The organism is Rhizocola hellebori, from assembly GCF_016862955.1.
Classification (GTDB): domain Bacteria; phylum Actinomycetota; class Actinomycetes; order Mycobacteriales; family Micromonosporaceae; genus Rhizocola; species Rhizocola hellebori.
This window is the reverse complement of sequence record NZ_BONY01000016.1, coordinates 127,269-151,619: the sequence shown is the minus strand read 5'-3', so window position 1 is coordinate 151,619 and position 24,351 is coordinate 127,269. Positions and strand designations below refer to the sequence as shown.

Here is a 24,351-nt window from a genome sequence, read left to right as displayed (position 1 = left end):
ATGCATGACGTGGCCATCGTCGGCGCCGGGCCGGCGGGCGCGGCCGCCGCGCTCGCCGCGGCCCGCGCGGGAGCGAGGGTCGTGCTGCTGGACAGGTCGGATTTCCCGCGGGACAAGGCGTGTGGCGATGGCATCGCCCCGCAGGCACTGGCCGTGCTGCGCGAGCTGGGTGTGTCCGATGTGGAGGATGGGTTCCCGCCGATTCCGGCGCTGAGCATCACCGGGCCGTCCGGCGCCCATGCCGCGGCGGCGCTTCCCGAGCCGGTAAGGGTGATCCCGCGTGAGATCTTCGACGCGCGGCTGGTCGCGGCGGCGCTCGCGGCGGGCGCGACCCTGCATCGCCATCAGGTGCGCAGCCTGCGAAGCGAGCCCGATCGAGTCATCATCGACGGGCAGATCGAGGCGAAGGTGGTCATCGGCGCCGACGGCGCTTCCTCGGTCGTGCGCCGCCATCTCGGCCACGAGCCCAACCCGGCCGGGCACCTCGCCATCGCGATCCGAGGCTACGCCCCGCATCCGCAGGGCCGGCTGGAACAGCAGATCATCATGAGCGAACGGAACTGGCCCGCTTACGGGTGGTCGTTTCCGATCGGCGACGGCCGGCGCAACGTGGGGTACGGACAGATGTTGCGCGGTGCGCCGGTCAGCCGGGCCCATCTCCTGGACCGCCTGGCCGACCTGTTACCCGGGGTGGATCTGGCCGCCACCACGGGGCTTCGAGCCCACCACCTTCCGCTTTCCACCCGCCGCCCGCCAGCTGGACGGGGTCGCGTGCTGCTGGCCGGCGACGCGCTCTCGCTCATCAATCCCTTTACCGGCGAAGGAATCTTCTACGCGGTGGTGTCCGGAGCGCTCGCCGGTGCGGCGGCCGCGCAGGGCGGGCCGCAGGCGGGGGCGGTCTATCGCGCCGCGTTGCGGCGGCGGTTGCACCGCCATCTTCGGCACACCGCAGCTGTGGCGAGGCTTTCCTCGTACCCACAAATAATCGACGCGGGGATAAGGGCGGCCGGAACCGATCGGCGGGTGTTCAGCTCCTTCGTCGAGCTGGGCCTGGGTGATGGCCTGCTGACCCTGCCGGTGCTCGGCTCGGTTGCGCGATCGCTGCTGCGCTAGCTGTCCCGGTTGATCCAATCGGAGTTAAGGAAGAGGAAGTCGTCGATCTTCCCGGTGCGCAGCGCCTGGAACATTTCCTTGCTCTGCTCCGACAGCGCTTCGGCTGAGGTCCCCGAGACGGGTGCGGGATTGTACTTACCGGCGTTCGTCTTGATCATGGTGACGTTGTTGGCCGCGACGTCCTTGAGCGTCAGGAACCAGTCCGCGAGCTCTTCGTTGTTCGTCCACATGTTCACGGCGCCGCCGACCGCCTTGACGAAGCTGAGCGCCTTGGGCAGGTTGGTGGTCAGGCCCTGTGCCTTGGCCTCCTGCACCAATGCTTTGATGAACTGCTGCTGATGACGCTGGCGACCGTAGTCACCGTCACCCAGCTCCATCCACTCCCGCTGACGCGTGTAGTCGAGCGCCTCCTCCGGCGTCAGCCGCCGGGTGCCCTTCTCAAAAACGCGCCCCTTGCACGCCTTGATCGGATAGGCCACCCCATTGCCGTCGAAAAGCGCTGGGACGCAATGACTTCCGTCGGGATAGAAACCGTAGTGCACCGAAGTCACGCGCTCATCGATGTACATGGTCACCCCGCCGAGCACCTTGACCGCGGCGGTGAAGCCGGTGAAGTTCACCGTCGCCGCCGCGTTGAAGGTGATGCCGGTGACGTCCTTGATGGTGCGCATCAACAGGTCCAGGCCGCCCGCCTGGCCCGGCCCGCCACCCCTCGCATCGCCGAAGCCCGCGGTGTAGGCCTGGTTGAGCTTGCCCGAACCGCCGCCGTATCCCGTCTTGGGGTACTTGGGGATCTTCACCCATAGATCACGCGGCAGCGAGACGAGATAACCGCGATCGTGGCTCGCCGGCACATGCAAGATCATGATTGAGTCGGCGCGGGTGGGCTCCAGCTTGCGCTCGTCGACCCCCTCCACCCGGCCGTCGTCGATGCCCACGAGCAGGATGTTGAGCGCTCCGACCAGGGCATGGCCCTTGACCACCGAGTCATTGTCGGTGCCGGGATTGATATCGATCTGGCCCACGTTGCTGACAGCACTGCTGAAAAGCACCTTTATCGTGATCAGCCCTCCGCCGCTGACCACGATGAGAACGGCGCCGATGATGACGGCCAGACGCATCCACAAGGGATCGCGTGCTTTCCTCGTTTTGTCCGGGATTGGTTCGTCGGTTTCAGGTGGACGATCGATCACGGACGCAGCGCTCATGCCGCCCAGCCTAACCGCTGGCAGGCGGCGGCGGGTACCACGCGGAGGGCCGGCGGCAGACTAGACCTGCCACCGGCCCTGCGCAAGCCCCAGAGGGCTAACAGGTTGGCACGCCGGGCAGGACAGCGGCCGGGTGGTCGATGTAGATGTTGGTCATGTAGCCGGGCGGTGACTCGAGCCGCGCCCACCAGCTGTTGGTGTAGCCCTCGGCAGTCACCGTGTCACCCTGCTTCTGGCAGAGCACCTTCACCTGCGTCGGCCCGCCCAGGACCCCGACGATGGAAGCCGCGACCCGGGCGTCGCTGCGCACGTTCACGCCACTGCCCCAGGTCATGAAGAAGGTGCCGCCGTTGGTGCACGCGTTGTCGCTGGTGTACGACTTGGCGCCGTAGCTGCCCGGATACGGCGCAAGGGAAACGCCGTTGAACCGGATGGTCTGGCCGACTCCATTGAGCAGCTGCTCATAGTGGATGTGGGCGCCGGTGGAGTTACCGGTGCTTCCGGTCACTCCGATCTGCTGGCCTTGCGAGACCGCCTGGCCGTTGGCCACCGAATAGGCGGACAGGTGGAAGTAGTAGGTCTTCCACCCACCGCCGTGCTCGATGGCGATGTAGTTTCCAGCTCCACTGGGCTGGGAGTAGCGGTAGGCGGTGCCTCCGGCCGAAGCCAGCACCGGGCTGCCGTTGGTGGTGCCCCCATCGTTGCGGATGAAGTCGAGGGCCAGTCGCACCTCGGCGCTGTGGTGGCTATAGGTCCAGCGCTGGCCGCAGCGGTACGGTGCCTTGAAGTTGGGCGCCGCCATGGCTGGTGCTGGCGCGCCGACCACGACCACACCGGCCGTGAGCGTCACCAGGGCAGCGACTATCGATCGCCGAACTCGCATGGGTTTCCTTCCCTAGGAGGTGCGATCACCATAAGAGTCGAAATTCATGAATTTTTGTATGCTTCGGTCCCTGCCGAAAATGCCCGGTGAGCCCCGCTCCCCAAGCAATGGCCGAGCGGGTTAGATTGCCAGGCATGCGGCTCCCCCTCGCCGTCATGCTGAGCATGACCACCGTGCTGCTGACCGCGCTGCTGGCCCCCGCTCCCGCGCAGGCCGCACCGGTCACCAAGCGGCTGGCCGTGGTAATCATCCAAAATGGAGACACCGATACCGAGCGCACGCAGCTGGCCGACACCACTTACCTGCGCAACATGTTCTTCGGCAGCTCCGGCTCGCTGGCCACCTGGATGCCCACGGTCACCCACGGCCTGCTCAGCTACACACCGGCCGGCGACGGCGTTTTCGTCGCCCCGCCGACCGCCGCGCTGACCGGCGCCGACAAGGCGGCATGCCATAGCGATCTGGCCCGCACCGACGCCCAGAACCACCTCACCTCGCTCGGCGTGACCTGGGACTCGCTTGCCGTCGTCTACGACATCTACGGGTGCGGATGGGGCGGGCTTGGCCAAATGCCGGGGCGTGTCACCTGGTACCCGCCAAGGCCGTCACTGTCGGCGATCGTTCACGAATTCGGGCACAACCAGGGCTACCCGCATCAGAGCAAGCGCGACTGCCCGGCCGGAAACCTGGCCTCCTGCAAGGCAAACGACTACAGCGGCAACACCCCGATGGGCTCGGGCGGCTCGGGCCGCGGCTACTCCTCGGTCGAGCTGCTGCATTCGGGCTGGCTGGAGGCGGGCTGGTATCAGCAGGTCAGCACGCCGGGCACGTTCACCCTCAAACCGTTGTACGCCCCCATTTCCACCACCGGGGTGCGCGTACTGGAGTACAAAGTGAGCAGCCGCCTGAGCTATGTGGTGGAAACCCGCGCCCAGGGGACGGCGGTGGACACCTCGGTGACCAATCCCGGCGTGCGGGTCTACGCCGTGACCAACCGTGACTACAAGAACGCCTACATGATCAATCCCGGAAACGCCCGCTATGTCCCGGCGTCCACTGTGCTCACCGATTCCGCCAACAAGATCACTATTACTGTCCGCTCATCATCGGCGTCGGGGGCGACCGTCGCGGTAGCCGCCATCGCCGCCGCCGCGACAACCCGTGCCAGCACTGTGCGCTCGGCGTCGCCGTCACCCTCGGTGTCGCCGGCCGAGTCGCTGCCGCCATCGCCGGAAGCCGAACCGTCGCCGATAGACAGCGACGGCGTCATCGCGGACATCACCGCGGACAAACCCCGCTCGCAGAACAGCAGCATCTATGCGGTCATCGCGGTCGGGCTGATCCTCGCGCTCGCGCTCGCCGCTGCCACCACGTTCCTGCTACGCGATCGCCACCGGCCGCGTCACCGGATGCGGTGACGGCGGATCAGCACGGTCACCGCGACCGCGGCGCTGAACACGGCGAACACCCCGAAACCGGCTATCCCCTGGGCATGCCAGGACACTTGCCAGAAGCCGCTTTCCAGCAGCAGGGCGACACCGGTCGACACGATGGCCATCGTGAAAAAGGCGATCGGTGTGCCATAGCGGACAGGCTTGGGCGGCGGGGTGGTCTTGCCCTCCAGCCTGTCCAGCACGATGCGCATCGCGTTGTCGATCCGCACGGTCTCCACAACATCGGTGGCCAGGATCTGCTCAAGCTGATCCGGCTGGAGGTTCACGGTCGGCCAGCGATCCGGATCATCCTGTTGTCGCATGTCCATCACGCTCCTTGGCCGGCCGGCCCTCGGGGGAGGACCGGCCGGCGCCGCAATCATTCGGAGTCGCCGCCGAGACGGTGCTTACGCCTGCGGTATTTTTCCCAAAGCTCCAGCGGCACGAAGATCAGTGTGATGACCGCCGCGCCCACAATCGCCCACAGGATCACTTGCCCTGGTGCGAGATGTTGCACACCAAGGCTTTCCTTCCACGTCGGGTCCAGGCCGAGCAGCGGGAAGCCCTCCCAGAACAGGAACCACAGCAGCGGGCCAAGGCCCATGGCGACGCCGTATGCCGTGAAGTGGCCCGCTTTGGAGAACACGATGCCCAGCAGGGCGGCGAGGATCAGATAGACGATGACAGCTGTCTGCTGAGCTCCCTGGCCCGGGACGTGGTCCCAGAGATAGGTCCACCCGCCCTCGATCGCGTCGAGAACCTGCCTCCAGAACACGGCAAGCAGCACAATGGCAGCGACTATGAGCAGCGCGATCACCAGACCACGCATAATCTTCGTCCCGCCACCTTCACCTTCGGCCACGGGGACCTCCAATATCGAGTTCGAGGGGTGTAAAGCGCATCGATCATCGCACCAGTACCCAGTGCGGTCGACAGCTAAGCGGCTTTAATCTCCCGTCGCATGGAATAGGTGACAGCGAAGAGGCGATGCGGCTCGCCGTGCATCAGCACAGCGTGACGGTCGTAAGCCTGCCAGCCGTCGGCGCCCGCCCGATTGAGGTGCCTGATGTCGTCAAAGCGCTCGTCTGTCCCCCATCGCTCCGAGCCGTCGGGGTGATGGAACGCGGCGTCCCAGTCCATATGCCGGTCCGTGCCAAGGGTTCCAGCCGATCGATATTCGAGCCTTGCGTACTCCCACCGAGTCATTGGTTCAGGGTACGAGATGTATGCGGATCATCTTGGCGGCCGACAGCGCCTCCTCCAGCACACTAAGACGCGGTTCGGGCACGTCGAGTAGGCGATCGTGGCGTTTGGCCAACAGCGGAGCCAGTCGCGGATCCGACAGAATCGCATCTACGCTTGCGCGGTCGCCACCGCAGACCAGAGCGTCCAGCTCGGGCTCGGCGGGCAGCAGGATCCGCGCCGCGATGTCGGCCGCCTCCCGGACCCCGGCCATGGCCTGATTGCCGCGCCGCCGCGCATAACGCTGCTGCGACCAGCCCCCGGCCGCGGTGCGTCCCTGAATATAGAAGCGCTCCACTTTGGAGCTGATCAGCTCGTCGCCCTGGGCGACCCCCACCGCCACCGCGCCCTTGCGGGCCAGCAGCAGGCCCAGCCTGCGCGGCAGTTTGAGCTGCTCCAGCAGTTCGTCGACGGTCTGCACCGGGGGCACGCCCGGCGGCGGGATCAGGGTCGCCTCATCGCCATTGGCCGCGCTCAGCAGCAGCCCGACCTCCACCGCGCCGTCGTGGCGCTGATAGAAGCCGTCCAGCCAGCCGCCGAGCCGATGCGGCGAGATCTCGGCCCAGCGCCCGCCACCCGCCGCGGGCTGCACCTTGACCATCACGCGAGGGCGTTCAACGCCGCGTCCACATCGGACTCAGTGCTGTAGACATGGAACGAGGCCCGCACCACGCCCTTGCGCACGGCAGCTCGAATCCCGGCCGCGGCGAGCTTCTCCTCCGCGCCCGGCACATTGACCGTGACGATCGCGCTGTTCGACGGCGGCTGGCCCAGACCGGTGAGAAAGCGGTTGGCCAGAGCCACATTGTGGCGGTGGATTGCCTCGACCCCGATCTGCTCAATCACTTCCAGCGCCGGAGCTGTCCCCACCCACGGATGCCAGGCCGGTGACAGGTCAAAGGCCCGCGCGTCGGAAGCCAGCCGCATCGGCAGCCCGTAGTAGGCGCCCGCCCCCTGATCGGAGGCGAACCAGCCGGCCACCAGCGGCCGAAGCTTCTCCCTGAGCGCTGGGGCCAGATAGCAGAAACCGGTGCCGCGCGGCGCCATCATCCATTTGTAGGCCCCGGCCACCACCACGTCGGCCAGCGTCGCGGTGAAGGGCAGCCAGCCGCAGGCCTGGGTCGCGTCGACCACCACGGTCGCGCCACACGCCCGTGCCGTTTCGCTGATCGCCGCAAGATCGGCTATCTCGCCGTCGGCCGACTGCACCAGCGAGAACGCCACTACGTCAACGTCGGAGTCGAGATGTTCGGCCAGCTTGGCCACCGGCGCTGTCCGGACAGTCACCCCCCGATCGGCATGAACAGCCCACGGGAACACATTCGAGGTGAACTCGATGTCGGGGACCAGCACCGTGGCGCCATCGGGCAGACCAGCGGCCACCGGCGCCAGCATCTGTGAGACCTGAGCGCCCACCGCGACGTCGGCCACCTCCAAGCCGTACAGCCGGGCGAAAAGGGCGCGCGAGGTCGCCACCGATCGGCCCCAGCCCTCCCAGCTGCCCTTGCCGGACCGCCAGTCGGCCAGGGCCGCCTGCAGCGCCTCCCACGCGGGCTGCGGCGGCAGGCCGTAACTCGCCGTGTTGAGCCAGCCCGGCTCGATCCTCCATAGGTGCCGCGCCTCAGCGATCTCCATAACGCGAGTATGTCAGGCTTGGCCGGTGACCTTGCGAGCCAATCTCGTTCTGGTGGACCGTATGCGGCAGGCCGCCGATCCGCAGCGCGCCGTGTCGATGTCGGCCTACATGCGCGACCAGTTCCCGTTCCTGGGCATCCCCAGCCCACAGGTCCGCCAGCTGATCCGGGAAACGCCATTGGCCAAGCCGACCGAGGCGCAGCTGCGCGAGGTCGCCCTGGATCTGTGGCAGCTGCCGGAACGCGAGTTCCAGTACGTCGCCTGTGTGCATCTGCGCCGTTACGTCAAGGTGTGCGGACCCGGATTCATCGACGTGGCAAGGCAGCTCATCGTCACCAAGCCGTGGTGGGACACGGTCGACACCCTCGCCTCGCACACCGTCGGGCCGCTCGTGCGGGCCCACCCCGAGCTGGTGGCCACCATGGACAGCTGGATAGACGACGAAAACATGTGGCTGGCCCGCACGGCTCTGATACACCAATTGGGATACAAGTCCGCCACCGATTCGGTTCGCCTTTTCGGGTACTGCCAACGGCGCGCAGATCATCCAGACTTCTTCATCCGCAAGGCAATCGGATGGTCGCTACGCGAATACGCGAAGACCAACCCGGAAGCGGTGCGTGCCTTCGTCCACGCGAACGAAGGCACGCTTTCCGGGTTGTCCGAGCGCGAAGCGCTCAAGAACCTCTAGCCTCGGCGGCCATCCGGGCCAGATCGCGCAACAGGTCGAGCACCGCGGGCCGGTTGGGCAGCGTGCCCGGCAGGTCCGTGTCGGCTTCCTGTACCAGCCGAGTCGTGATCTTGTCGAACGCCTCCGCACGCGCCGCCGGCGGAAGGTCGGCCAACCCGAGCCAGCCGATGTTCTCGTCGACGATCTCGCGCAGGTGCTGGCGCGCCGTTTCGTCGCTCAGGTCGCGGGCGAGCGACTCCAGCGTCCAGTCGAACAGCCAGCCCTGCGCGGACCAGCGCTTGTCGGGGGTGACCGCGATCGTTCCAGACATCAGTTGCCTACCAGAAATGCTCGTGGGCCGAGGCCGTTGTCGGTGATGAACTTTTGCACCTTAGCGATCTGGTCCGGGGTCCATTGCGACACGTCCACCGGAACGTAGTCCGCCTTGGCGAGATGATCGATGATCTTGGTTTGCAGATTCGGCCACTGCGCGTCGAAGTGCTGCTGAGGAAAGTTGCCGACGGCGTCGTAGGTCTTGCCGGTCGCGTTGTCCACCCAGTCCACGCTCGGGTCGGTGGACCGCGACAGAGTGGTTCCGGTCGCCTCCTCCACCCGCACCGCAGTATCGGCCTCGCCGGCCCGATACCGGCCCGTGGCGGGATCCATCCCGAGATCGCGCTTGTGTGCCTCGGCGGCCTGCGCCGCCCGCTCGGCCTCCCTCGCCCGCTCGGCATCACGGGCCGCTTCGGCCGCCCGCTCGGCTTCGCGGGCCGCTTCGGCCGCTCGTTCCGCCTCCCGCGCGTTTTCGGCGGCCCGCGCGGCATCGCCCGCCGCGTCCACCGCGTCGGCTGCCCGGTCAATGCCTCGCCCCACATCAGCGATGTCGTCGATGGCACGGCTGCCTTTGGAGATGGCCGCCGCCACTCCGGCCGCGCCACCGATCACCGGCACTATCCCCAGCAGCCGCTCCCACCAGGCCAGCTCCTGGCCGGTAACGAGATCCCGGCCGGTGATGGCCTCGATGATGCCCTTGACCGTGCCCACCACCGGTACGAAGTCCAGCGCCACGCTGAGCATGACTCCAAACAGGACAGACAATCCAACCAGCGCCGCAAGCGCGGCCGCAGCGGTGTTGTAGCAGTCGGACATGCTGCCGCAGTTGTCCGCGAAAGCCGCGCTGGGCAAGAGAAAGACAGCGGTCAGCGACCCCGCGGCCGCACCGGCCAGCAATCGTGCGCCGAGTCTCATTGCTCCTCCCCTTCCTCGCGCACATGCGGGCTGAGCAACGTCATCAGCACGGCCGCGATGATGGCGAGCAACAGGAACGGGAAGAAGCTCGTGCCATCCAGGAACAGCGGGACCAGGATGGCACCGAGCAGGTACATCGGAATCATCACCACGATCAGCCGCACGATGCGCGGGATGCGCGCCATGAACCGGGCGTAGCCGCCGAGGTTCAGCGGCAGCAGCGGGCTGGCGATCAGCTGGGCCAGGAACAGCACGGCGAAGGCAAGAACCGCCTGCCACATCGCCGCGTAGAGTCCAGCGAGCACCGCTGTCAGGATCGCGGCACGCACCAAAAGCCTTACCACCAAGCGCATTCTGCTGAGCAGAGGCACGATCGGCTGGTCGGTGCGGAAGCTGTTCTCCAGCTGGGTCATCCGGTCGCCGTCCGAGCCCGCAGCGCCGATCGGGTTGGCCAGCATCAGCTGAGCCACCGCCCGGCCGATCGCGGCCAGGATCGCCAGCGACACGATGAGCCGGCCCTGCACCTGGGTGGTGGCCATGGCCGCCACCGTGGGCCGGAAGTCGGCCCACACGAAGACCGGGCGCACCAGCAGCGGCGCCGACTGGGTCCAGACCCAGACCAGCAGGCCGCTGATGATGACCAGGGCACCGAGCCCGACCAGAGCGCGCAGCGCTCGTGGGGTTTGCGAAGGGAGCCGGAACTCGGCCGCGAAAGACTTGGCGGCCACCGGAACTCCGACGGCAAGCATGGCGAACAGCGCGTAGGTGAGCAGCATCGAACCGTACTGGGCCAAGGAGTCGAGCAGGAAGGTCTGGCCAAAGCGGTCCCACTGCGGATGGTCGCCCAAGGCCAGATCGCCGAGCACGAAACCCAGGGTCAGGTAGAGCCCGAGCCCTCCGCTCAAGGTGCCGATCACCGCCACGGCCACGATCACCCACAGCGCCTCGGTGAACACATAGTCGAAGCCGGGATGAAAGACGCCGATGATCAGGCCCAGCAGGAAGACGAAGATCGGGGCAACGAACCCGATCACCGGCTTCGCGGCCAGGTAGAGCCCGTCCACCGCGGAGACGGCCAGGCCGGTGGAAAACCGGCGAAGCCCCAGCGGTATCCCGACCCAGATCGCGTCAGCCGCTTTCGACAGAGGATCGTTGCCATGTTGCGGAAGAGGGGTTGCGGTCATCTTCTCCCCATCTGGAGCTACCAAGAAGGGACTTCGCCAGCCAGCCCAGCACGCTTCCGTAGACCAGGTGACCGGTGATGCTCACGGATAGAAATTCATCAAGTGCCTTGAGCCCGAGCCATCCCGGATAGACCGAGACCATAAAGGTTTCCAGCACCAGAGCCCAGACGATCCCGGCCCAGATGCCCTTACGTCCAAACGCGACAGTGAAGGCGACACCGAAGGCGATCCCGTTGCACACGTGAAAGGCGGTGCCGAGTACGAACGTCGCCGTTGACGTCTGCTCGGTCTCGGCCAGCGCCAGGCCGAACAGCCGCCACGCTTCGAACGGCTTGAGTTTGAGCCCGGCGAATTCGACCAGCGCCAGGCGCGCCGCGTCATAGGCAAGCGTGGCAACGAAACCGGCGATCGCGCCGATGACGATCCGGCGGGTGATCTTCGCCCGGCGCGCGGCGGGCAAGCGCCGGATCACCACGGTCGCCACGGTGACCCCGCCTACGACAAGAGCGAGGAAGGTCCAGCGCAGGGAAAGGCCGGCCAGAATATAGACCAGCAGCGCCGCGCCGCTGCCCAGAAAGACCGCAGCCACCAGCCACTCCGGGCGAACCGGTCGCCTCCCACCCCCAGCCACGCGATCACGCTAGATAGCGATGGGCCGATATCGCCGCGGTGTGTCAGCTAGACGACACCAGTGCCATCAGCCGATGTCCGTCCGCCACCGTCCAGTCGGCGTCGGGGTGCGGCTGGGACGCCATGAGAATGGCGCCACCCGCGCCGGCCTTGCGGGCGCAGGCGATGTCCTTGGTCACCTGATCGCCCACCATCCAGCACGCCGAAACCGGGACATCGATCTCACGGGCCGCCGCCCAGATCATCTCGGGATGCGGTTTGCACACCCCGATTTCATCGCTGTAGATCTGTGCGGCGATGGCCGAACCGACGCCCAGCCGGTCAAGCGCGTCGCGGTGAGCCCGCCCGCAGCGGGTGTTGCTGACCACCGCGACCGGCATGCCGATCCCGAGCGTCCACTCCAGCAGCCCGGCCATGCCCTCGACCAGCCGCCAGCTTGGGCGCATCGCCCACAGGTAGCTAAGGTCAGCGGCGTTGGCCAGCACTGCCTCGCGTGCCGCCTCCGGCCAGACATCGGCCACCAGCTCGCCCCAGAGCTGGGCATGGCTGAGCTCCAGGTGCTCCGAGCTGTTGTCGCGCAACTCGTCGCGCAGCTTGTCGGCCCGCCTCAGCTCGGCGAGGATCTCCTCCTCGCTCAGCACTCCGCGGATGAGCTGATGCACGCGAGCCACCAAGCCGGGCATCATCTCATCGGCGTAGGTGCGGGGCGAATCAACAATCACCCCACCAAAATCGAGAAGCAGGGCGCGAGGTGTGGGGAGCACCAGCTCACCCTATAGCCGCAGGCCGCCGATGTGGACCCCCTGCGCCCCCGCTGTTCTCGCCGGCCCGTGGCTCAAGCTACGAAAGCAGCACATAAATCGCAAGACCACCGATCATCACGCTGGAGCCGATGGCCGTGCCGAGTTTGCCCTTAGGGCTGCGCAACACCCGGCCCACCACCGCTCCTCCCCCGGCCAGCAGCAGCTGCCAGCTGGCCGAGGCGACGACCACGGCCGCCACCCAGACCGCCCCCTCGCCCCCGTCGTAGCTGCCGGAGCTCTGCCAGCCGAGCACCAATGCTCCAAAGTAGAGAATCGTTGCCGGGTTGAGCAGGGTCAGTCCGAGCAGCGCCGCGAAGGCCCGGCCCGGGCTGGTCAGCTCGGGTACCTCCCGGGCCTTGGTGGGATCGCGATAGTGCTTGATCGCCGAGGCCGTCGTCCGGAACGCCATGAAAAGCAGGACCGCAACGGCGATCCAGCGCAGCGGGGTCGATATCGGCTCGATCCACCGGGCGAGCGAGGCGCCGCCGAGCACCGCCACCAACGCGTAGATCCCGTCGGCCACCGCAGGGCCAAGGGCCGCCGCCGACGCGATCCTCCACGGAGTCCGCGCGCCGAGGCTCATCAGCAGCGCGCCGATCGCCCCGAGCGGAATCGCGACGCCGTAGCCGGCCACCAGGCCGGCCAGCAACGCGGCCGTCATGACAGGTCCGTCTGAACCGTTCCCTTCGGCTCCACCGGCTGCTGTCGCGAGGCACCCGTCGCCGCGGCGTTCGGGGGCGTCATGCGAAAGCAGTCAGGTGTCATGCCTGCACCCTAACCAGGCAGATCATGCAGCGCGAGCGGTTTTGTGGCGCACCCAGACGTTCGGCTCGACGTAAACCGCGTAGTTGTGTTCGACGTTGACGACCACCGGCGCGAGCGCCTTGGCCACATAGACCTTCCCCGAGGTGTCGAACGGCAGCCCGGTCCAGTCACGCCAATCGGCGAGCGTTCCCGGAATCACCATCGAGCGCGGCGCCACCCGGTCAATCCGCCCGCCCGCGCGCACATGCACCCGCAGCCAAGGATCCACCGGCAGCCCGTCTGCCCGTGTCTGGAACGCATACTGTTCCATCGGAAGATCAAGATCAGATTTGCCATTTGGTCGTACCGGAGCAACAAGCTCGCGGAACCCCAGCCGACCCGCATTGTCGCGCAGCGCCGCCAAAATCGTTCCGGACAGGCCCAGCCCGTGCGCGTCCGGCCGGATCGAAATCTCGATCGCGGAAATCATGTTCGGAGTGTCCCCGGCCAGCTTCGTGCGCAACGCGCGCCGGATAGCCCCATCCCAGCCGTCATCGGGCAGCTCTTCGCCGTCGGCAAGGTGGAACGGCGCGGAAAACGCCTTGGCCAACTGCTTTCCCACGGAGTCCTCGACCATCAGAATGCAGTCGGCGAACTGCTCCGCAAGCGCGTAATAGGTATTGCCGATCGGGTCATGCCTCATGAACTCCGGCCACGGCGACTCCATCTCCCACATCGTCTCGAGCAGGTCGGGCCGGTCGGCAAGCACAGAGATCTTCAGTTCCACACCCGCCATCCTTCCTCGTCCCCCACAAAATGTCGCCAGGTTTAGCCGGGGCTGCGCAGGCGCGGCCACGGCACCCGCGCCTCTGCATCAGCAGGGGCAAGCAGTCCGTGGCACCTACACCTCTGCATCAGCAAGGCGGGGCAGAGAAGTAGGTGCCGAGCTGCGCCGGGGGCCGGGGTCGCGGAGACGTGGGGCGGAGGGTGGGTAGGTGTGGCGGGGCATGGGGCGGCGCGGGGGCGGCAGAGGTCGATGCCGGCGGCAGCGGTTGGCTCGGGGACGAGCTGGCATGTCCGGTGGGGCGACATCCGTGGGAAGGCTGCTTCCCACGGATGCGTGAGCACGCCGCGGGTGGAGCTAGACGTTGAAGCCGAGCGAGCGGAGCTGATCGCGGCCGTCGTCGGTGATTTTGTCCGGGCCCCACGGTGGAATCCAGACCCAGTTGATGCGGAAGTCGGAGACCAGGCCACCGCCGGGGCCTCCGGTGAGCGCTGCTCGGGTCTGGTCCTCGATGACATCGGTCAGCGGGCAGGCGGCCGAGGTCAGGGTCATGTCGAGGGTGGCGATGTTCTCCTCGTCGATGTGCACGCCGTAGACGAGGCCGAGGTCGACGACGTTGATGCCGAGTTCTGGGTCGACCACGTCCTTCATCGCCTCGTTGACGTCATCGATCGATGTCTTCGCTTGCTCGGTCATGATTTTTCCTCCACCCGGGCGACGGCGTCCTTGAGCGCCATCCATGACAGCAACGCGCATTTGACGCGCGCAGGGTACTTTGCCACGCCGGCGAAGGCGATGGCGTCGCCGAGCACGTCCTCGTCGGGCGTGATCTGGCCCTTGCCGCCCATCAGCTCGACGAAGGCGGCGTGGACGGCCATCGCCTCGGCGACGCTGCGGCCGACGAGCAGCTCGTAGAGCACGCTGGCGGAGGCCTGGCTGATGGAACAGCCCTGGCCCTCGTAGGAGACGTCGACGACCCGGTCGCCCTCCAGCTGGACCCGCAGGGTGACCTCGTCCCCGCAGGTCGGGTTGACGTGATGGACCTCGGCGGCGAACGGGTCCCGGAGCCCCCGGCCCTGCGGGTGCTTATAGTGATCCAGGATGATGTCTTGGTAGAGTTGATCGAGCTGCATGGCTAGCTGAACATCCTCTTCGCCTGATCGAGCCCGCGCACCAGAGCATCGATCTCTGCCGTGGTCGTGTAAAGGTAGAACGAGGCGCGCGTCAGCGCGGGCACCCCGAAACGGTCGCAGGCGGGCTTGGCGCAGTGGTGCCCGACCCGCACCTGAACGCCGAGGGAGTCAAGCACCTGGCCTACATCGTGGGGATGGATCTGGCCCAGCGTAAAGGAAATGGTGGCCCCACGACCGACCGGAACCTTCGGGCCATAGATCTTCAGACCCTCCACTGTGGACAGTGCATCGAGCGCGTAAGCGGTCAGCTCCTTCTCGTGCCAGGCGATGGCCTCCATCCCGATGGAGTTCAGGTAGTCGACCGCCGCGCCGAGGCCGACCGCTTCCGCGATCGGCGGCGTTCCGGCCTCGAAACGCGCCGGAGCCTTGGCATAGGTGGTGCCGGTCATCTTGACGGTCTCGATCATCGAACCGCCACCGAGGAACGGCGGCATCGCGTTGAGCAGCTCCTCGCGCCCCCAGAGCACACCGATGCCGGTGGGGCCCAGCATCTTGTGCCCGGTGAACGCGATGAAGTCCACGTCGTAGTCCACCACGTCGAAGCCGCGGTGCGGCACCGTTTGTGAGCAGTCGAGCATCAGCAGCGCCCCGACTTCGCGGACGCGGGCCGTTATCCGGGCGGTGGCGTTGATGGTACCCAGAATATTTGAAGTGTGAACGAGCGAAACTATCTTGGTGCGCTCGTTGACGAGCTCGTCCAGATTGGACTCATCCAGCCGGCCGTGCTCGGTGAGGCCGAACCAGCGCAGTGTGGCGCCGGTGCGCTCGCAGATGAGCTGCCACGGCACGATGTTGGAGTGGTGCTCCATCTCCGAGATGACAACCTCATCGCCCGGCTTGAGCTGGCCGCCGATCGAGTTCGCCACGATGTTGAGCGCCTCGGTGGCGTTCTTGGTGAAGATCACCTCGTTGGCGCTGGGCGCGTTGATGAAAGCGGCCACCTTCGCCCGCGCGTTGTCGTAGGCCGCGGTCGCCTCCGCGCCAAGCGCGTGCACAGACCGGGCCACGTTGGCGTTGTGGTAGGCGTAGTGCAACGCCATCGCCTCGATGACCTGTTGCGGTTTCTGTGAGGTGTTGGCGCTGTCGAGGTAGACCAGCTTCTCGCCGTAGACCTCCCGGCCCAGGATGGGAAAGTCGGCGCGCACCCGCTCCACATCGAAGCGCGGCACATCGCCATATTGCGGCATGCCTTCCGGGATGGTCACAGCGGTCATCGCAGTGCGCCGTACCTTTCGTAGCCTTCGGCTTCCAGTTTGTCGGCGAGCTCCGGGCCGCCCTCTTCGACGATGCGGCCGCCGACGAAGACGTGTACGAAGTCTGGCTTGATGTAGCGAAGGATTCGCGTGTAGTGGGTGATGAGCAGGACGCCGATGTCGCTGTTGGCGTGCACCCGATTGACGCCCTCGCTGACGACCCGCAGCGCGTCGACGTCCAGGCCGGAGTCGGTCTCGTCGAGGATGGCGATCTTCGGCTGGAGCAGCTCAAGCTGCACGATCTCGTGCCGCTTCTTCTCGCCGCCGGAGAAGCCCTCGTTGACGTTGCGCTGGGCGAAGGCCGGGTCCATGCCCATCTTTTCCATGGCGCCCTTGAGCTCCCCGCCCCAGGTGCGCAGCTTGGGCGCTTCGCCGTCGATGGCAGTTTTCGCGGTGCGCAGGAAGTTGGCCACGGAAACGCCTGGAACCTCGACCGGGTACTGCATGGCGAGGAACAGGCCGGCTCGCGCCCGCTCGTCGACGGTCATCGCCAGCACGTCGGCGCCGTCGAGGGTCACCGTTCCGGCCGTGATCTGGTACTTGGGGTGGCCCGCGATCGAGTACGCCAGCGTCGACTTACCGGAGCCGTTCGGGCCCATGATCGCGTGCGTCTCGCCTGAGCGGACGGTCAGGTTCACCCCGGACAGGATCGGCTTGAGCTGACCCTCGGGCAGCTTCACGGAGACCTGGAGATCGCGAACTTCAAGGACACTCATTGCTTAGCTCCATTTACATCGACGTATATTTCGCCGTCACGGATTTCCACTGGGAAAACTTGGACCGGGTAGATGGCGGGAAGCCCGGTCGGCTCGCCGGTGCGTAGGTCGAAACGCGAGCCGTGCAGCCAGCATTCCAAGGTGCACCCGTCAACTTCGCCGTCGGAAAGCGGGACAGCCGCGTGCGAGCACTGGTCATAGATGGCGTAGAACTCGTCCTCCGCGGTGTGCACCACCGCGACCGAGACGCCGTCGACCTCGACCGCCATCGCCTTGCCCTTGGGCAGGTCCTCGACCTGCGCGACCGGCTTCATGCGCCGGCCTCCGCCAGCCGGGCCTCGATGGCCACGCCGAGGCGGTCGCGCAGCTCCTCGACCGGGATCTTGCCGAGCAGCTCGGCGAAAAACCCTCGCACCACAAGCTTTCGCGCCTCGTCCTCACGGATGCCACGCGACATCAGATAGAACAGATGCTCGTCGTCGAAACGGCCGGTGGCCGAAGCGTGCCCGGCGCCGGTGACTTCTCCCGTTTCGATTTCCAGATTTGGTACCGAATGAGACTGCGCCCCATCCGAAAGCACCAGATTCCGGTTGATCTCGTAGGTGTCAGTCCCGGTCGCCTCGGCGCGGATGAGCACATCGCCCACCCAGACCGTGCGCGCGTCATCGCCTTGCAAGGCACCGCGATAGCCCACGTAGGAACGGCAGTCCGGCACCGAGTGGTCGACCAGCAGCCGGTGTTCCAGGTGCTGACCGGCCCCGGCGAAGTAAAGGCCCCACGCCTCGACGTCGCCACCGCGCCCGGTGTAGTCCACGCTCGTGTACTGCCGGACCAGGTCGCCGCCCAGGGAAACGTGCACGTGCACGACCCGCGCGTCGCGACCCACCTGGAACCGGACGTGTTGCGCCTGAACGGCGTCGCGCTCCCAGTCGGCCACCGTGACAAAGGTCAGCTGGGCCCCATCGCCGACGACCACTTCGACGTTGTCGGCCAGTGTCGCCGAGCCCTTCTGCTCAAGTACCAGAACGGCTTGCGCGTGCACCCCGACCTTGACGAAGGTGCGGGCGAAGGCCAGGCCCTCTCCCCCGCCGATCACGTTGATGATGGCGGGGCTCTCCACCACTCCGTCGACCTCGATAAGCGTGACGCCGGAAGCCTTTTCGAAGGCCAGCGCGCTGATCCGGTCGAACGGGGTGAGCACCGGGCCGGCACTGTCCACAGTGGACACCTTGACCCCGGCGGGCAGGTCGTACTCGTACGACAGCTTCGCCGACGCGTCCTCGGTGGTCGTGGCCAGCCCGCGCAGGCGCTTGAGCGGAGTGAAGCGCCACTCCTCCTCGCGCCCGTGGAGCGCGGGAAAATCGGCGACGTTGAAGGACCGCAGTGCCTGGGACTTGGTCTTCGGCGGAATACTGTCCTTGAGAACAGCGTTCCGCTGAACTTCGGTGGTCATTAGCCGACTGCGCCTTCCATCTGCATTTCGATCAAGCGGTTGAGCTCGAGCGCGTATTCCATCGGGAGTTCCTTGGCGATCGGCTCGATGAAGCCACGCACGATCATCGCCATCGCCTCGTCCTCGGACAGACCACGGCTCATCAGATAGAAGAGCTGGTCGTCGCTGATCTTCGAGACGGTCGCCTCGTGCCCCATCGACACGTCGTCCTCGCGGATGTCGACGTAGGGGTAGGTGTCCGAGCGCGAAATCGTGTCCACCAGAAGCGCGTCGCACTTCACGGTCGACTTCGAGTGGTGCGAGCCCTCAAGAACCTGGACCAGACCCCGGTACGACGTCCGGCCGCCGCCACGCGCGATCGACTTCGAGATGATCGTGCTGCTGGTGTGCGGCGCGGCGTGCACCATCTTGGCGCCCGCGTCCTGGTGCTGGCCCTCGCCGGCCATCGCCACGCTCAGGACTTCGCCCTTCGCGTGCTCACCGGTCATGTACACGGCCGGGTACTTCATGGTCACCTTGGACCCGATGTTGCCGTCGACCCACTCCATCGTGGCACCCTCGTGGGCCACAGCGCGCTTGGTCACCAGGTTGTACACGTTGTTCGACCAGTTCTGGATCGTCGTGTACCGGCAGCGCGCGTTCTTCTTGACGATGATTTCGACCACCGCGGAGTGCAACGAGTCGGATGAATATATGGGTGCGGTGCAGCCCTCGACGTAGTGCACGTATGAGCCCTCGTCGACGATGATGAGCGTCCGCTCGAACTGGCCCATGTTCTCGGTGTTGATGCGGAAGTAGGCCTGCAGCGGGATCTCGACGTTCACCCCCGGCGGCACGTAGATGAACGAGCCACCCGACCACACGGACGTGTTGAGCGCGGCGAACTTGTTGTCGCCCACCGGGATCACCGTGCCGAAGTACTCCTTGAAGAGCTCCGGGTGCTCCTTGAGCGCGGTGTCGGTGTCGAGGAAGATGACACCCTGCTCCTCGAGGTCCTCGCGGATCTTGTGGTAGACCACCTCGGACTCGTACTGCGCGGCCACACCCGCGACGAGCCGCTGCTTCTCCGCCTCGGGGATGCCGAGCCGGTCATAGGTGTTCTTGATGTCCGCGGGCAGGTCCTCCCAGGAGGCGGCCTGCTTCTCGGTCGAGCGGACGAAGTACTTGATGTTGTCGAAGTGGATGCCGGACAGGTCGGCGCCCCACGACGGCATGGGCTTACGGCCGAACAGCCGCAGGCCCTTGAGCCGTAGATCGAGCATCCACTCGGGTTCGCTCTTCTTCGCGGAGATATCCCGCACGACCGCTTCAGAGAGACCGCGCTGGGCGGCCGCGCCTGCGACGTCCGAGTCGGCCCAGCCGTACTCGTAGGTGCCAAGCCCGGCAAGCTGGTCCTGAGCTGTCTCAGTCATTGCTTTTCCTCACTATCGGCAGACCTGGGATGTGCGTTGTGCACACCCCGTCTCCATGGGCGATCGTTGCGAGACGTTGCACGTGGGTGCCGACCAGGCGCGAAATCACCTGGGTCTCGGCCTCACAAAGCTGCGGGAACTCGGCGGCGACATGTGCCACCGGGCAATGGTGCTGGCAGAGCTGGCCGCCTGAGGCGATCGTCGACGCGCTGGCAGCGTAACCTTCCGCGGTCAGGGCGCTGGCCAGCGCCTCTGCCCGAGCGAGAGGATCGTCACCCGCGTCGCGCATCGCGGCTTCGCACCGCTCCTCCAGCTCGGCGACCTGCGCCGCGGCGAAGGCTGCGACCGCGTTGGCCCCACCCTGGCCGGCTATCCAGCGCAGTGCGGTCGCGGCGAGGTCGTCGTAGGTGTGCTTGCCGAAGCCGTCACGAGCCGCGTCGGTCAGCACATAGATCTTGGCCGGGCGTCCTCGCCCTCGCGGACCGCGCTGGCGGCGCTCCCGCTCGGTGACCATGCCTTCAGCGAGCATGGCGTCGAGGTGACGCCGGATCGCCGCGGGGCTGAGCCCGAGATGGGTGCCCAGCTCGCTGGCAGTGGCGGCGCCCTGAGACAGCAAGGCGATGACCCGATCCCTGGTGCGCAGATCGGGCGCCTCGTGCAGCACGGCGCTCTTTTTCACTACACCAGTGTGACTTAATTCCGGACGGCAGGGCAAACCACCTCGCCGGTGATCCAGCCCACCTCAAGTTAGGCTACCCTAACAAAATAGGCCACGGACGGCATCTCTGCCGTCCGTGGCCCTTTTTCGGGGGGTGGGTTTGGCTTACTTCCAGAGGGCGGAAACCAGGGTGGTCGCGTCATCCATCTGGGTGGCGTACCGGTCGGGGAAAGCGGACACCTGAACCTTTTGGGCCACATCGCCGGCGTTCTTGGTCTTCCAGCTGTCGTGGGGGTGCAGCTCGACCATCCGGTCGAGGAACGCGTCGGTGGCGTAGGCCGGGTTGACCAGCTCGGTGGGCTTACCCCAGCCCGAGGACGGGCGCTGCTGGAACAGGCCCAGGCTGTCGTAGTCAACGGCCTTGTTGTAGTTGTGCAGGTTCGTTTCCACGATGGTGGTGGCCACGGCGATCTTGGCGGCCTTCTCGTCCATGCCGCGGGCCTTGACCTGGTCGACGACGGCGCGGGCACAGGAGACCTGGTAGCCGTCGACCTTGCCGAGGTGGTCGCCGTTGAGCTTGGGCGTCACGTCCTTGGCAATGTTCTTGTCGGCGTCGGTCACGCCCTGCGCGGCGCACGGCACGGTGGGAATTGAAGCAGCATGCGCGGGTGCGGAGTGGGCTAGCTGTACTCCGAAAGTCACGGTGGCTGCGGCGATGGCGGTCACGATGGCGGCTCGGGTGTACTTAAGCAAAACTTGCTCCTTTGCAAGGTTCTGCCCAACCCCACAACGCTGGAGGACCGGGCAGAAGATGACGGGAATTTGTTTCCCGCTGTCTGCCCTCCAGTCTTCCGGGCCAGGGGGTACTCCCACCTCTGTCGCAGGTCAGCAGTCACCCCTGACGAAAGTTAGGGATACCCCTGCGAAGGTGCGAAGGAAATAGAGAACCCACGCGGCTCCGGATTCCCGGGTCGGCTGGACAAGGGCCGAAACTGCCACGTGGGTTCTTGGTAGCTGTTGAGTCGCCAACCGCTTCACACGGTTCTCGACCAGGCTTTCTGTCAAGGACAGCGGCTAACGAACAGCCACCTCATGAGTCCCGTTGCTATCCAACTTAGGATCACCTCCTTTCGCCGTGTACAGGGAACGTTAGTCACCTCACCCACAGATCGACAAGCGATTACCCACCCCGGCACAACCGAGCGCACCTGAGCCCCCATCCTTCAGGTGTGCGAGCTGATGACGAGCGCGACTACATCCAGTACGTGCAAAGCCGCATCATCGCCCTGCGACGGACCGCGTTCCGCCTCTGCGGGGACTGGCACCACGCCCATGACCTGGTGCAAAGCGCGCTCATCCTGCTCTACCGGCATTGGCGTCAGGCAGCGGCCGCGGAGTCGCTGGACCCGTACGTCCGCAAGATCCTGGTCAACGTCTACCTCGAGGAGCAGCGGCGCTGGTGGGCGCGCAAAGTCCGGCCCAGGCCCGAGATCTCCGCGCCGCCCGAGCCGGGCGTGGCCGCCGCGCATGAAGGGCTGGACCTGCGCGCGGCTCTGAACAGGCTGTCCGCGGGCCAGCGCGCCGTGATCGTGCTGCGCTACTGGGAGGGGCTCGACGTGAACGAGACCGCCTCGGCGCTGGGCTGCTCCCCCGGCACGGTCAAGAGCCAGACCTCCTACGCGATAGCCGCGTTGCGGCGGCTGCTGCCCAACTATGTCAGCGAGAGGCTGGAAGTGAAATGACCGACTACGAGCTGACCACGATGTTGCACGAGCTGGACCAGCCGGAGCCGCCCTTCCCGCCGCGCCACCTCGAACAGACCCTGGTGCTGGCCCGCGCCAAGGCCCGCCGCCACCGGTTCACCCAAACCGTGACCTCATTGGCGATCCTGACCCTGCTTGGCGTCGCGGGGTTTGTCCTACCCGGACAGATCCCGTCCGGCGGCGGAGGCGCACCCGGCGCCTCGATCGTGCTTCCCGAACAGATTGCCGGGTACGACGTGCTGACCGCCGATGTCGCGAAGCATCCGGCCGGGCAGGCGCTCATGCTGTTCAACTCGGGCAGCTGGGAGACCTTCACCACGGCGCAGGCGCTAACCCTGCACACCGATGGCTCCAGCTACCGCAAGGTGGAGGCGATGAAAGGCCCGCGCGGCCCGGTCAACCGGCAGGCGTTGCTCTCCCCCGATGGCAACTCGGTGCTCATGGCCGAGGAACTCCGCGCTACCAACGCTTTCACCCTCCTCGACCTAACCACCGGCGAGTCGCGGCAGCTCCCGTTGCCGCAACCGGCCGGTGTCATGCTGCACGCCTGGTCGCCCGACGGGAAGTCGGTGGCTTTCAGCCAGCTCCCGTGGAGTTCTGATGAGCCCTCCAACGCGCTCGAGCTGGCCCTGCGCGGCGGCGGCGTGCTGAGCATCCTCGACCTGCCGACCGGCCGCAGCACCACCTTCCCGGAGGTGGTGCCCGCCGCGGCCGCCTCCTTCGGGCCGGGCGGCGACCAGCTCGCTGTCCAGGTGCGCGACCAGATCTGGGTGCTGAACCTTCCCGACGGCAAACGTCGCCAGTTCGGGATCCACCCGCCCGAGCCGGGACTGGGCATCCAGCCCGGGGTCGCCTGGTCGCCGGATGGGCGCTGGCTAGCCCTGATCGCCTGGCGCGACAACGGAACCCAGGCGCTGCAACCGATGACGCAGGAGTGGGCCGATACCTACGGCAAACTCACCTTCGTCGACGCCACCGGGGCGGGCCGGCTCGCGCCCGACCCTATTCAGGCAGGCGACATGCTGGGCTGGCGCACCCCGGCCAGTGTGCTGACCCTCGATCAGCGGACAGGGCAGATACGGGAGTTCTCGCTCGACACCGGTGAGGTGAAAGCGTTGAGCGCCTTCGAAAAACCGCACACCTGCGAGCTTTGGACGCAACGATGCGGCTTCTCCAAAGTCCAGGTCGCCACCGAACTCCTCGGCTCGATGACCATCAAACCGGCCGAGGTGCCCCAGCGCGGGCCGGCGCCGGGGTGGCTGCAGCTGGTCACCGCCGCGGCCACCGTCCTGCTCGGGTTCGTGGTCTTCAGGGTGGTGCGGCGCGTCACTTCCGGCGTGCGCGCAGAGGCTTTGCCGTGAACGAGCGCTCGTCTTAGGGCGTACAGAGTTCGGTCGCCATTTCTGACCTCGCTATGCTCGCCAGGTGCTCGTCCGCAGTCTGACCCTGGCCAATCTGATCGCCAACGTCGCCATCGTCATCACCGGCGGCGCGGTTCGCCTCACCGGCTCGGGGATGGCCTGCCCCACCTGGCCCGAATGCGTTGAGGGTTCCTACGTGCCGACCTCCGCTGCGCCGCAAAACGTCGGCATCGAATTCGGCAACCGCCTGCTGTCCATCATCGTGGGCATGATCGCGGTCGGCACCGTGCTCGCGCTCTGGCGGCGGCCACAGCGCGCGCTCGCGCTCTGGGTGCTTGGCGGTGTCCTGTTCCAGGGTCTGCTCGGCGGCCTGACCGTGCGCTTTCACCTGAGCCCCTACTTCGTCGGGCCGCACTTCCTGATCTCGATGGCGCTGATCGCCGTGGCCTATCGGCTGTGGCGGCAGACCAACCCGTCCTTTGCTCCGGCCGAGCCGCGTTTGCGGCCGCTGGCGTGGGCGCTCACCGCCGCCAGCGCGCTGGTGGTGCTCATCGGTGTCGTGGTCACCGGCAGCGGCCCGCATTCGGGAGACGCTGAGGCCGTGCGCACCGGGCTCGATCCGGAGATGATCTCGCAGCTGCACGTGGACGCCGTGTTCCTCCTCTTCGGGCTGACCATCGCCATGTGGTTCGCGGCCCGAGCGGTCAAGGCCCCAAGCGTCGCACGGGCGACCTTTGTCCTGTTTGGAGTCTCGCTAGCCCAAGGCGCCATTGGCTTTGTGCAATATTTCACCGGGCTTCCCTGGGTACTGGTCGGCTTCCACCTCGCCGGAGCTTGCGCGGTTTGGCTCGCCACGCTTGGCGTTCACCGGACCACGGCCGCGCCGGGCGCGCTCCCATCGGCGTCCCAAGCCGATCCGGCCCGCGAGATGGTCACCGTCTGATAACTGGCACATTCCGATCCGG

General features: G+C 66.6%; 28 protein-coding genes and 1 pseudogene. 6 read left to right on the top strand and 23 right to left on the bottom strand.

All coding sequences use genetic code 11. The features are described from left to right. Nucleotides 1–1,113, top strand: a complete 1,113-nt coding sequence (locus tag Rhe02_RS15785) for a geranylgeranyl reductase family protein (RefSeq protein ID WP_203908970.1) — start codon at nucleotides 1–3, stop codon at nucleotides 1,111–1,113. Here Rhe02_RS15785 and Rhe02_RS15780 read toward each other — a convergent pair. Continuing rightward, nucleotides 1,110–2,321: an LCP family protein gene (locus Rhe02_RS15780; RefSeq protein WP_203908969.1), complete on the bottom strand. Its 1,212-nt coding sequence runs from the start codon at nucleotides 2,319–2,321 to the stop codon at nucleotides 1,110–1,112. The genes Rhe02_RS15785 and Rhe02_RS15780 overlap by 4 nt on opposite strands. Nucleotides 2,322–2,682: 361 nt before the next feature. Then, a pseudogene (locus tag Rhe02_RS15775) lies at nucleotides 2,683–3,204 on the bottom strand (M23 family metallopeptidase); the annotation flags it as partial. A gap of 134 nt (nucleotides 3,205–3,338) precedes the next feature. Here Rhe02_RS15775 and Rhe02_RS15770 point away from each other — a divergent pair. Beyond that, complete coding sequence (locus Rhe02_RS15770; RefSeq protein ID WP_239123846.1) at nucleotides 3,339–4,622, top strand: hypothetical protein; 1,284 nt, start codon at nucleotides 3,339–3,341, stop codon at nucleotides 4,620–4,622. Here the strand turns inward: Rhe02_RS15770 and Rhe02_RS15765 are convergent. The 5 genes from Rhe02_RS15765 to Rhe02_RS15745 all read right to left on the bottom strand — a co-directional run bounded on the left by Rhe02_RS15765 (nucleotide 4,607) and on the right by Rhe02_RS15745 (nucleotide 7,514). Further along, nucleotides 4,607–4,960 carry a hypothetical protein gene (locus Rhe02_RS15765; protein ID WP_203908967.1) on the bottom strand — a complete coding sequence of 118 codons (354 nt, stop codon included), beginning with the start codon at nucleotides 4,958–4,960 and terminating at the stop codon, nucleotides 4,607–4,609. The two genes, Rhe02_RS15770 and Rhe02_RS15765, sit on opposite strands and share 16 nt — an antisense overlap. 56 nt (nucleotides 4,961–5,016) lie before the next feature. After that, nucleotides 5,017–5,499, bottom strand: coding sequence for a hypothetical protein (locus Rhe02_RS15760; protein ID WP_203908966.1), 483 nt, complete (start codon nucleotides 5,497–5,499; stop codon nucleotides 5,017–5,019). Nucleotides 5,500–5,573: 74 nt separating this feature from the next. Beyond that, complete coding sequence (locus Rhe02_RS15755; RefSeq protein WP_203908965.1) at nucleotides 5,574–5,843, bottom strand: hypothetical protein; 270 nt, start codon at nucleotides 5,841–5,843, stop codon at nucleotides 5,574–5,576. Nucleotides 5,844–5,847: 4 nt separating this feature from the next. Next, nucleotides 5,848–6,480: an acVLRF1 family peptidyl-tRNA hydrolase gene (locus tag Rhe02_RS15750; protein ID WP_203908964.1), complete on the bottom strand. Its 633-nt coding sequence runs from the start codon at nucleotides 6,478–6,480 to the stop codon at nucleotides 5,848–5,850. Continuing rightward, nucleotides 6,480–7,514: an aminotransferase class V-fold PLP-dependent enzyme gene (locus tag Rhe02_RS15745; RefSeq protein ID WP_203908963.1), complete on the bottom strand. Its 1,035-nt coding sequence runs from the start codon at nucleotides 7,512–7,514 to the stop codon at nucleotides 6,480–6,482. The genes Rhe02_RS15750 and Rhe02_RS15745 overlap by 1 nt, the downstream gene beginning before the upstream one ends. Before the next feature lie 25 nt (nucleotides 7,515–7,539). On the opposite strand from Rhe02_RS15745, the gene Rhe02_RS15740 reads away from it, so the two are divergent. Beyond that, nucleotides 7,540–8,205, top strand: coding sequence for a DNA alkylation repair protein (locus Rhe02_RS15740; RefSeq protein ID WP_239123845.1), 666 nt, complete (start codon nucleotides 7,540–7,542; stop codon nucleotides 8,203–8,205). Here Rhe02_RS15740 and Rhe02_RS15735 read toward each other — a convergent pair. The 16 genes from Rhe02_RS15735 to Rhe02_RS15660 form a co-directional block, all read right to left on the bottom strand. Next, nucleotides 8,192–8,515, bottom strand: coding sequence for a hypothetical protein (locus Rhe02_RS15735; RefSeq protein ID WP_203908962.1), 324 nt, complete (start codon nucleotides 8,513–8,515; stop codon nucleotides 8,192–8,194). The two genes, Rhe02_RS15740 and Rhe02_RS15735, sit on opposite strands and share 14 nt — an antisense overlap. Then, complete coding sequence (locus tag Rhe02_RS15730; protein ID WP_203908961.1) at nucleotides 8,515–9,432, bottom strand: pre-toxin TG domain-containing protein; 918 nt, start codon at nucleotides 9,430–9,432, stop codon at nucleotides 8,515–8,517. The genes Rhe02_RS15735 and Rhe02_RS15730 overlap by 1 nt, the downstream gene beginning before the upstream one ends. Continuing rightward, on the bottom strand, nucleotides 9,429–10,616 hold the full coding sequence (locus Rhe02_RS15725) for a hypothetical protein (RefSeq protein WP_203908960.1): 1,188 nt from the start codon (nucleotides 10,614–10,616) through the stop codon (nucleotides 9,429–9,431). The genes Rhe02_RS15730 and Rhe02_RS15725 overlap by 4 nt, the downstream gene beginning before the upstream one ends. Next, the gene (locus Rhe02_RS15720; protein ID WP_203908959.1) at nucleotides 10,561–11,205 is read right to left on the bottom strand and encodes a DUF6789 family protein; all 645 of its coding nucleotides are present in this window, start codon (nucleotides 11,203–11,205) and stop codon (nucleotides 10,561–10,563) included. Before Rhe02_RS15720 ends, Rhe02_RS15725 begins: the two co-directional genes overlap by 56 nt. An 85-nt stretch (nucleotides 11,206–11,290) precedes the next feature. Further along, complete coding sequence (locus Rhe02_RS15715; protein ID WP_203908958.1) at nucleotides 11,291–12,010, bottom strand: HAD family hydrolase; 720 nt, start codon at nucleotides 12,008–12,010, stop codon at nucleotides 11,291–11,293. Between the two features lie 76 nt (nucleotides 12,011–12,086). Further along, a complete protein-coding gene (locus Rhe02_RS15710; RefSeq protein WP_203908957.1) occupies nucleotides 12,087–12,710 on the bottom strand; it encodes a LysE/ArgO family amino acid transporter in 624 nt (207 codons plus the stop codon). A 126-nt stretch (nucleotides 12,711–12,836) separates the two neighbouring features. Next, nucleotides 12,837–13,649, bottom strand: coding sequence for an N-acetyltransferase (locus tag Rhe02_RS15705; protein WP_239123844.1), 813 nt, complete (start codon nucleotides 13,647–13,649; stop codon nucleotides 12,837–12,839). Between the two features lie 285 nt (nucleotides 13,650–13,934). Next, nucleotides 13,935–14,318, bottom strand: coding sequence for a metal-sulfur cluster assembly factor (locus tag Rhe02_RS15700; protein ID WP_373320637.1), 384 nt, complete (start codon nucleotides 14,316–14,318; stop codon nucleotides 13,935–13,937). Then, entirely contained in the window at nucleotides 14,270–14,710 is a 441-nt protein-coding gene (sufU, locus tag Rhe02_RS15695; protein WP_203908955.1) for a Fe-S cluster assembly sulfur transfer protein SufU, read from the bottom strand. Before sufU ends, Rhe02_RS15700 begins: the two co-directional genes overlap by 49 nt. A gap of 2 nt (nucleotides 14,711–14,712) precedes the next feature. Then, a complete protein-coding gene (locus Rhe02_RS15690; RefSeq protein ID WP_203908954.1) occupies nucleotides 14,713–15,984 on the bottom strand; it encodes a cysteine desulfurase in 1,272 nt (423 codons plus the stop codon). After that, nucleotides 15,981–16,739 carry a Fe-S cluster assembly ATPase SufC gene (gene sufC, locus Rhe02_RS15685; protein ID WP_203908953.1) on the bottom strand — a complete coding sequence of 253 codons (759 nt, stop codon included), beginning with the start codon at nucleotides 16,737–16,739 and terminating at the stop codon, nucleotides 15,981–15,983. Before sufC ends, Rhe02_RS15690 begins: the two co-directional genes overlap by 4 nt. Continuing rightward, the gene (locus Rhe02_RS15680) at nucleotides 16,736–17,053 is read right to left on the bottom strand and encodes a non-heme iron oxygenase ferredoxin subunit (RefSeq protein ID WP_203908952.1); all 318 of its coding nucleotides are present in this window, start codon (nucleotides 17,051–17,053) and stop codon (nucleotides 16,736–16,738) included. Before Rhe02_RS15680 ends, sufC begins: the two co-directional genes overlap by 4 nt. Then, the gene (sufD, locus tag Rhe02_RS15675) at nucleotides 17,050–18,192 is read right to left on the bottom strand and encodes a Fe-S cluster assembly protein SufD (RefSeq protein WP_203908951.1); all 1,143 of its coding nucleotides are present in this window, start codon (nucleotides 18,190–18,192) and stop codon (nucleotides 17,050–17,052) included. The genes Rhe02_RS15680 and sufD overlap by 4 nt, the downstream gene beginning before the upstream one ends. Next, on the bottom strand, nucleotides 18,192–19,604 hold the full coding sequence (gene sufB / locus Rhe02_RS15670) for a Fe-S cluster assembly protein SufB (protein ID WP_203908950.1): 1,413 nt from the start codon (nucleotides 19,602–19,604) through the stop codon (nucleotides 18,192–18,194). The genes sufD and sufB overlap by 1 nt, the downstream gene beginning before the upstream one ends. Then, the gene (locus tag Rhe02_RS15665) at nucleotides 19,597–20,283 is read right to left on the bottom strand and encodes a helix-turn-helix transcriptional regulator (protein ID WP_203908949.1); all 687 of its coding nucleotides are present in this window, start codon (nucleotides 20,281–20,283) and stop codon (nucleotides 19,597–19,599) included. The genes sufB and Rhe02_RS15665 overlap by 8 nt, the downstream gene beginning before the upstream one ends. Nucleotides 20,284–20,427: 144 nt before the next feature. Next, nucleotides 20,428–21,015, bottom strand: a complete 588-nt coding sequence (locus tag Rhe02_RS15660) for a hypothetical protein (protein ID WP_203908948.1) — start codon at nucleotides 21,013–21,015, stop codon at nucleotides 20,428–20,430. A gap of 476 nt (nucleotides 21,016–21,491) precedes the next feature. On the opposite strand from Rhe02_RS15660, the gene Rhe02_RS15655 reads away from it, so the two are divergent. The 3 genes from Rhe02_RS15655 to Rhe02_RS15645 all read left to right on the top strand — a co-directional run bounded on the left by Rhe02_RS15655 (nucleotide 21,492) and on the right by Rhe02_RS15645 (nucleotide 24,329). Continuing rightward, complete coding sequence (locus Rhe02_RS15655; RefSeq protein ID WP_203908947.1) at nucleotides 21,492–22,004, top strand: SigE family RNA polymerase sigma factor; 513 nt, start codon at nucleotides 21,492–21,494, stop codon at nucleotides 22,002–22,004. Then, nucleotides 22,001–23,386 carry a PD40 domain-containing protein gene (locus tag Rhe02_RS15650; protein ID WP_203908946.1) on the top strand — a complete coding sequence of 462 codons (1,386 nt, stop codon included), beginning with the start codon at nucleotides 22,001–22,003 and terminating at the stop codon, nucleotides 23,384–23,386. The genes Rhe02_RS15655 and Rhe02_RS15650 overlap by 4 nt, the downstream gene beginning before the upstream one ends. A 64-nt stretch (nucleotides 23,387–23,450) precedes the next feature. Continuing rightward, on the top strand, nucleotides 23,451–24,329 hold the full coding sequence (locus Rhe02_RS15645; protein WP_203908945.1) for a COX15/CtaA family protein: 879 nt from the start codon (nucleotides 23,451–23,453) through the stop codon (nucleotides 24,327–24,329). Nucleotides 24,330–24,351: the final 22 nt, after the last annotated feature.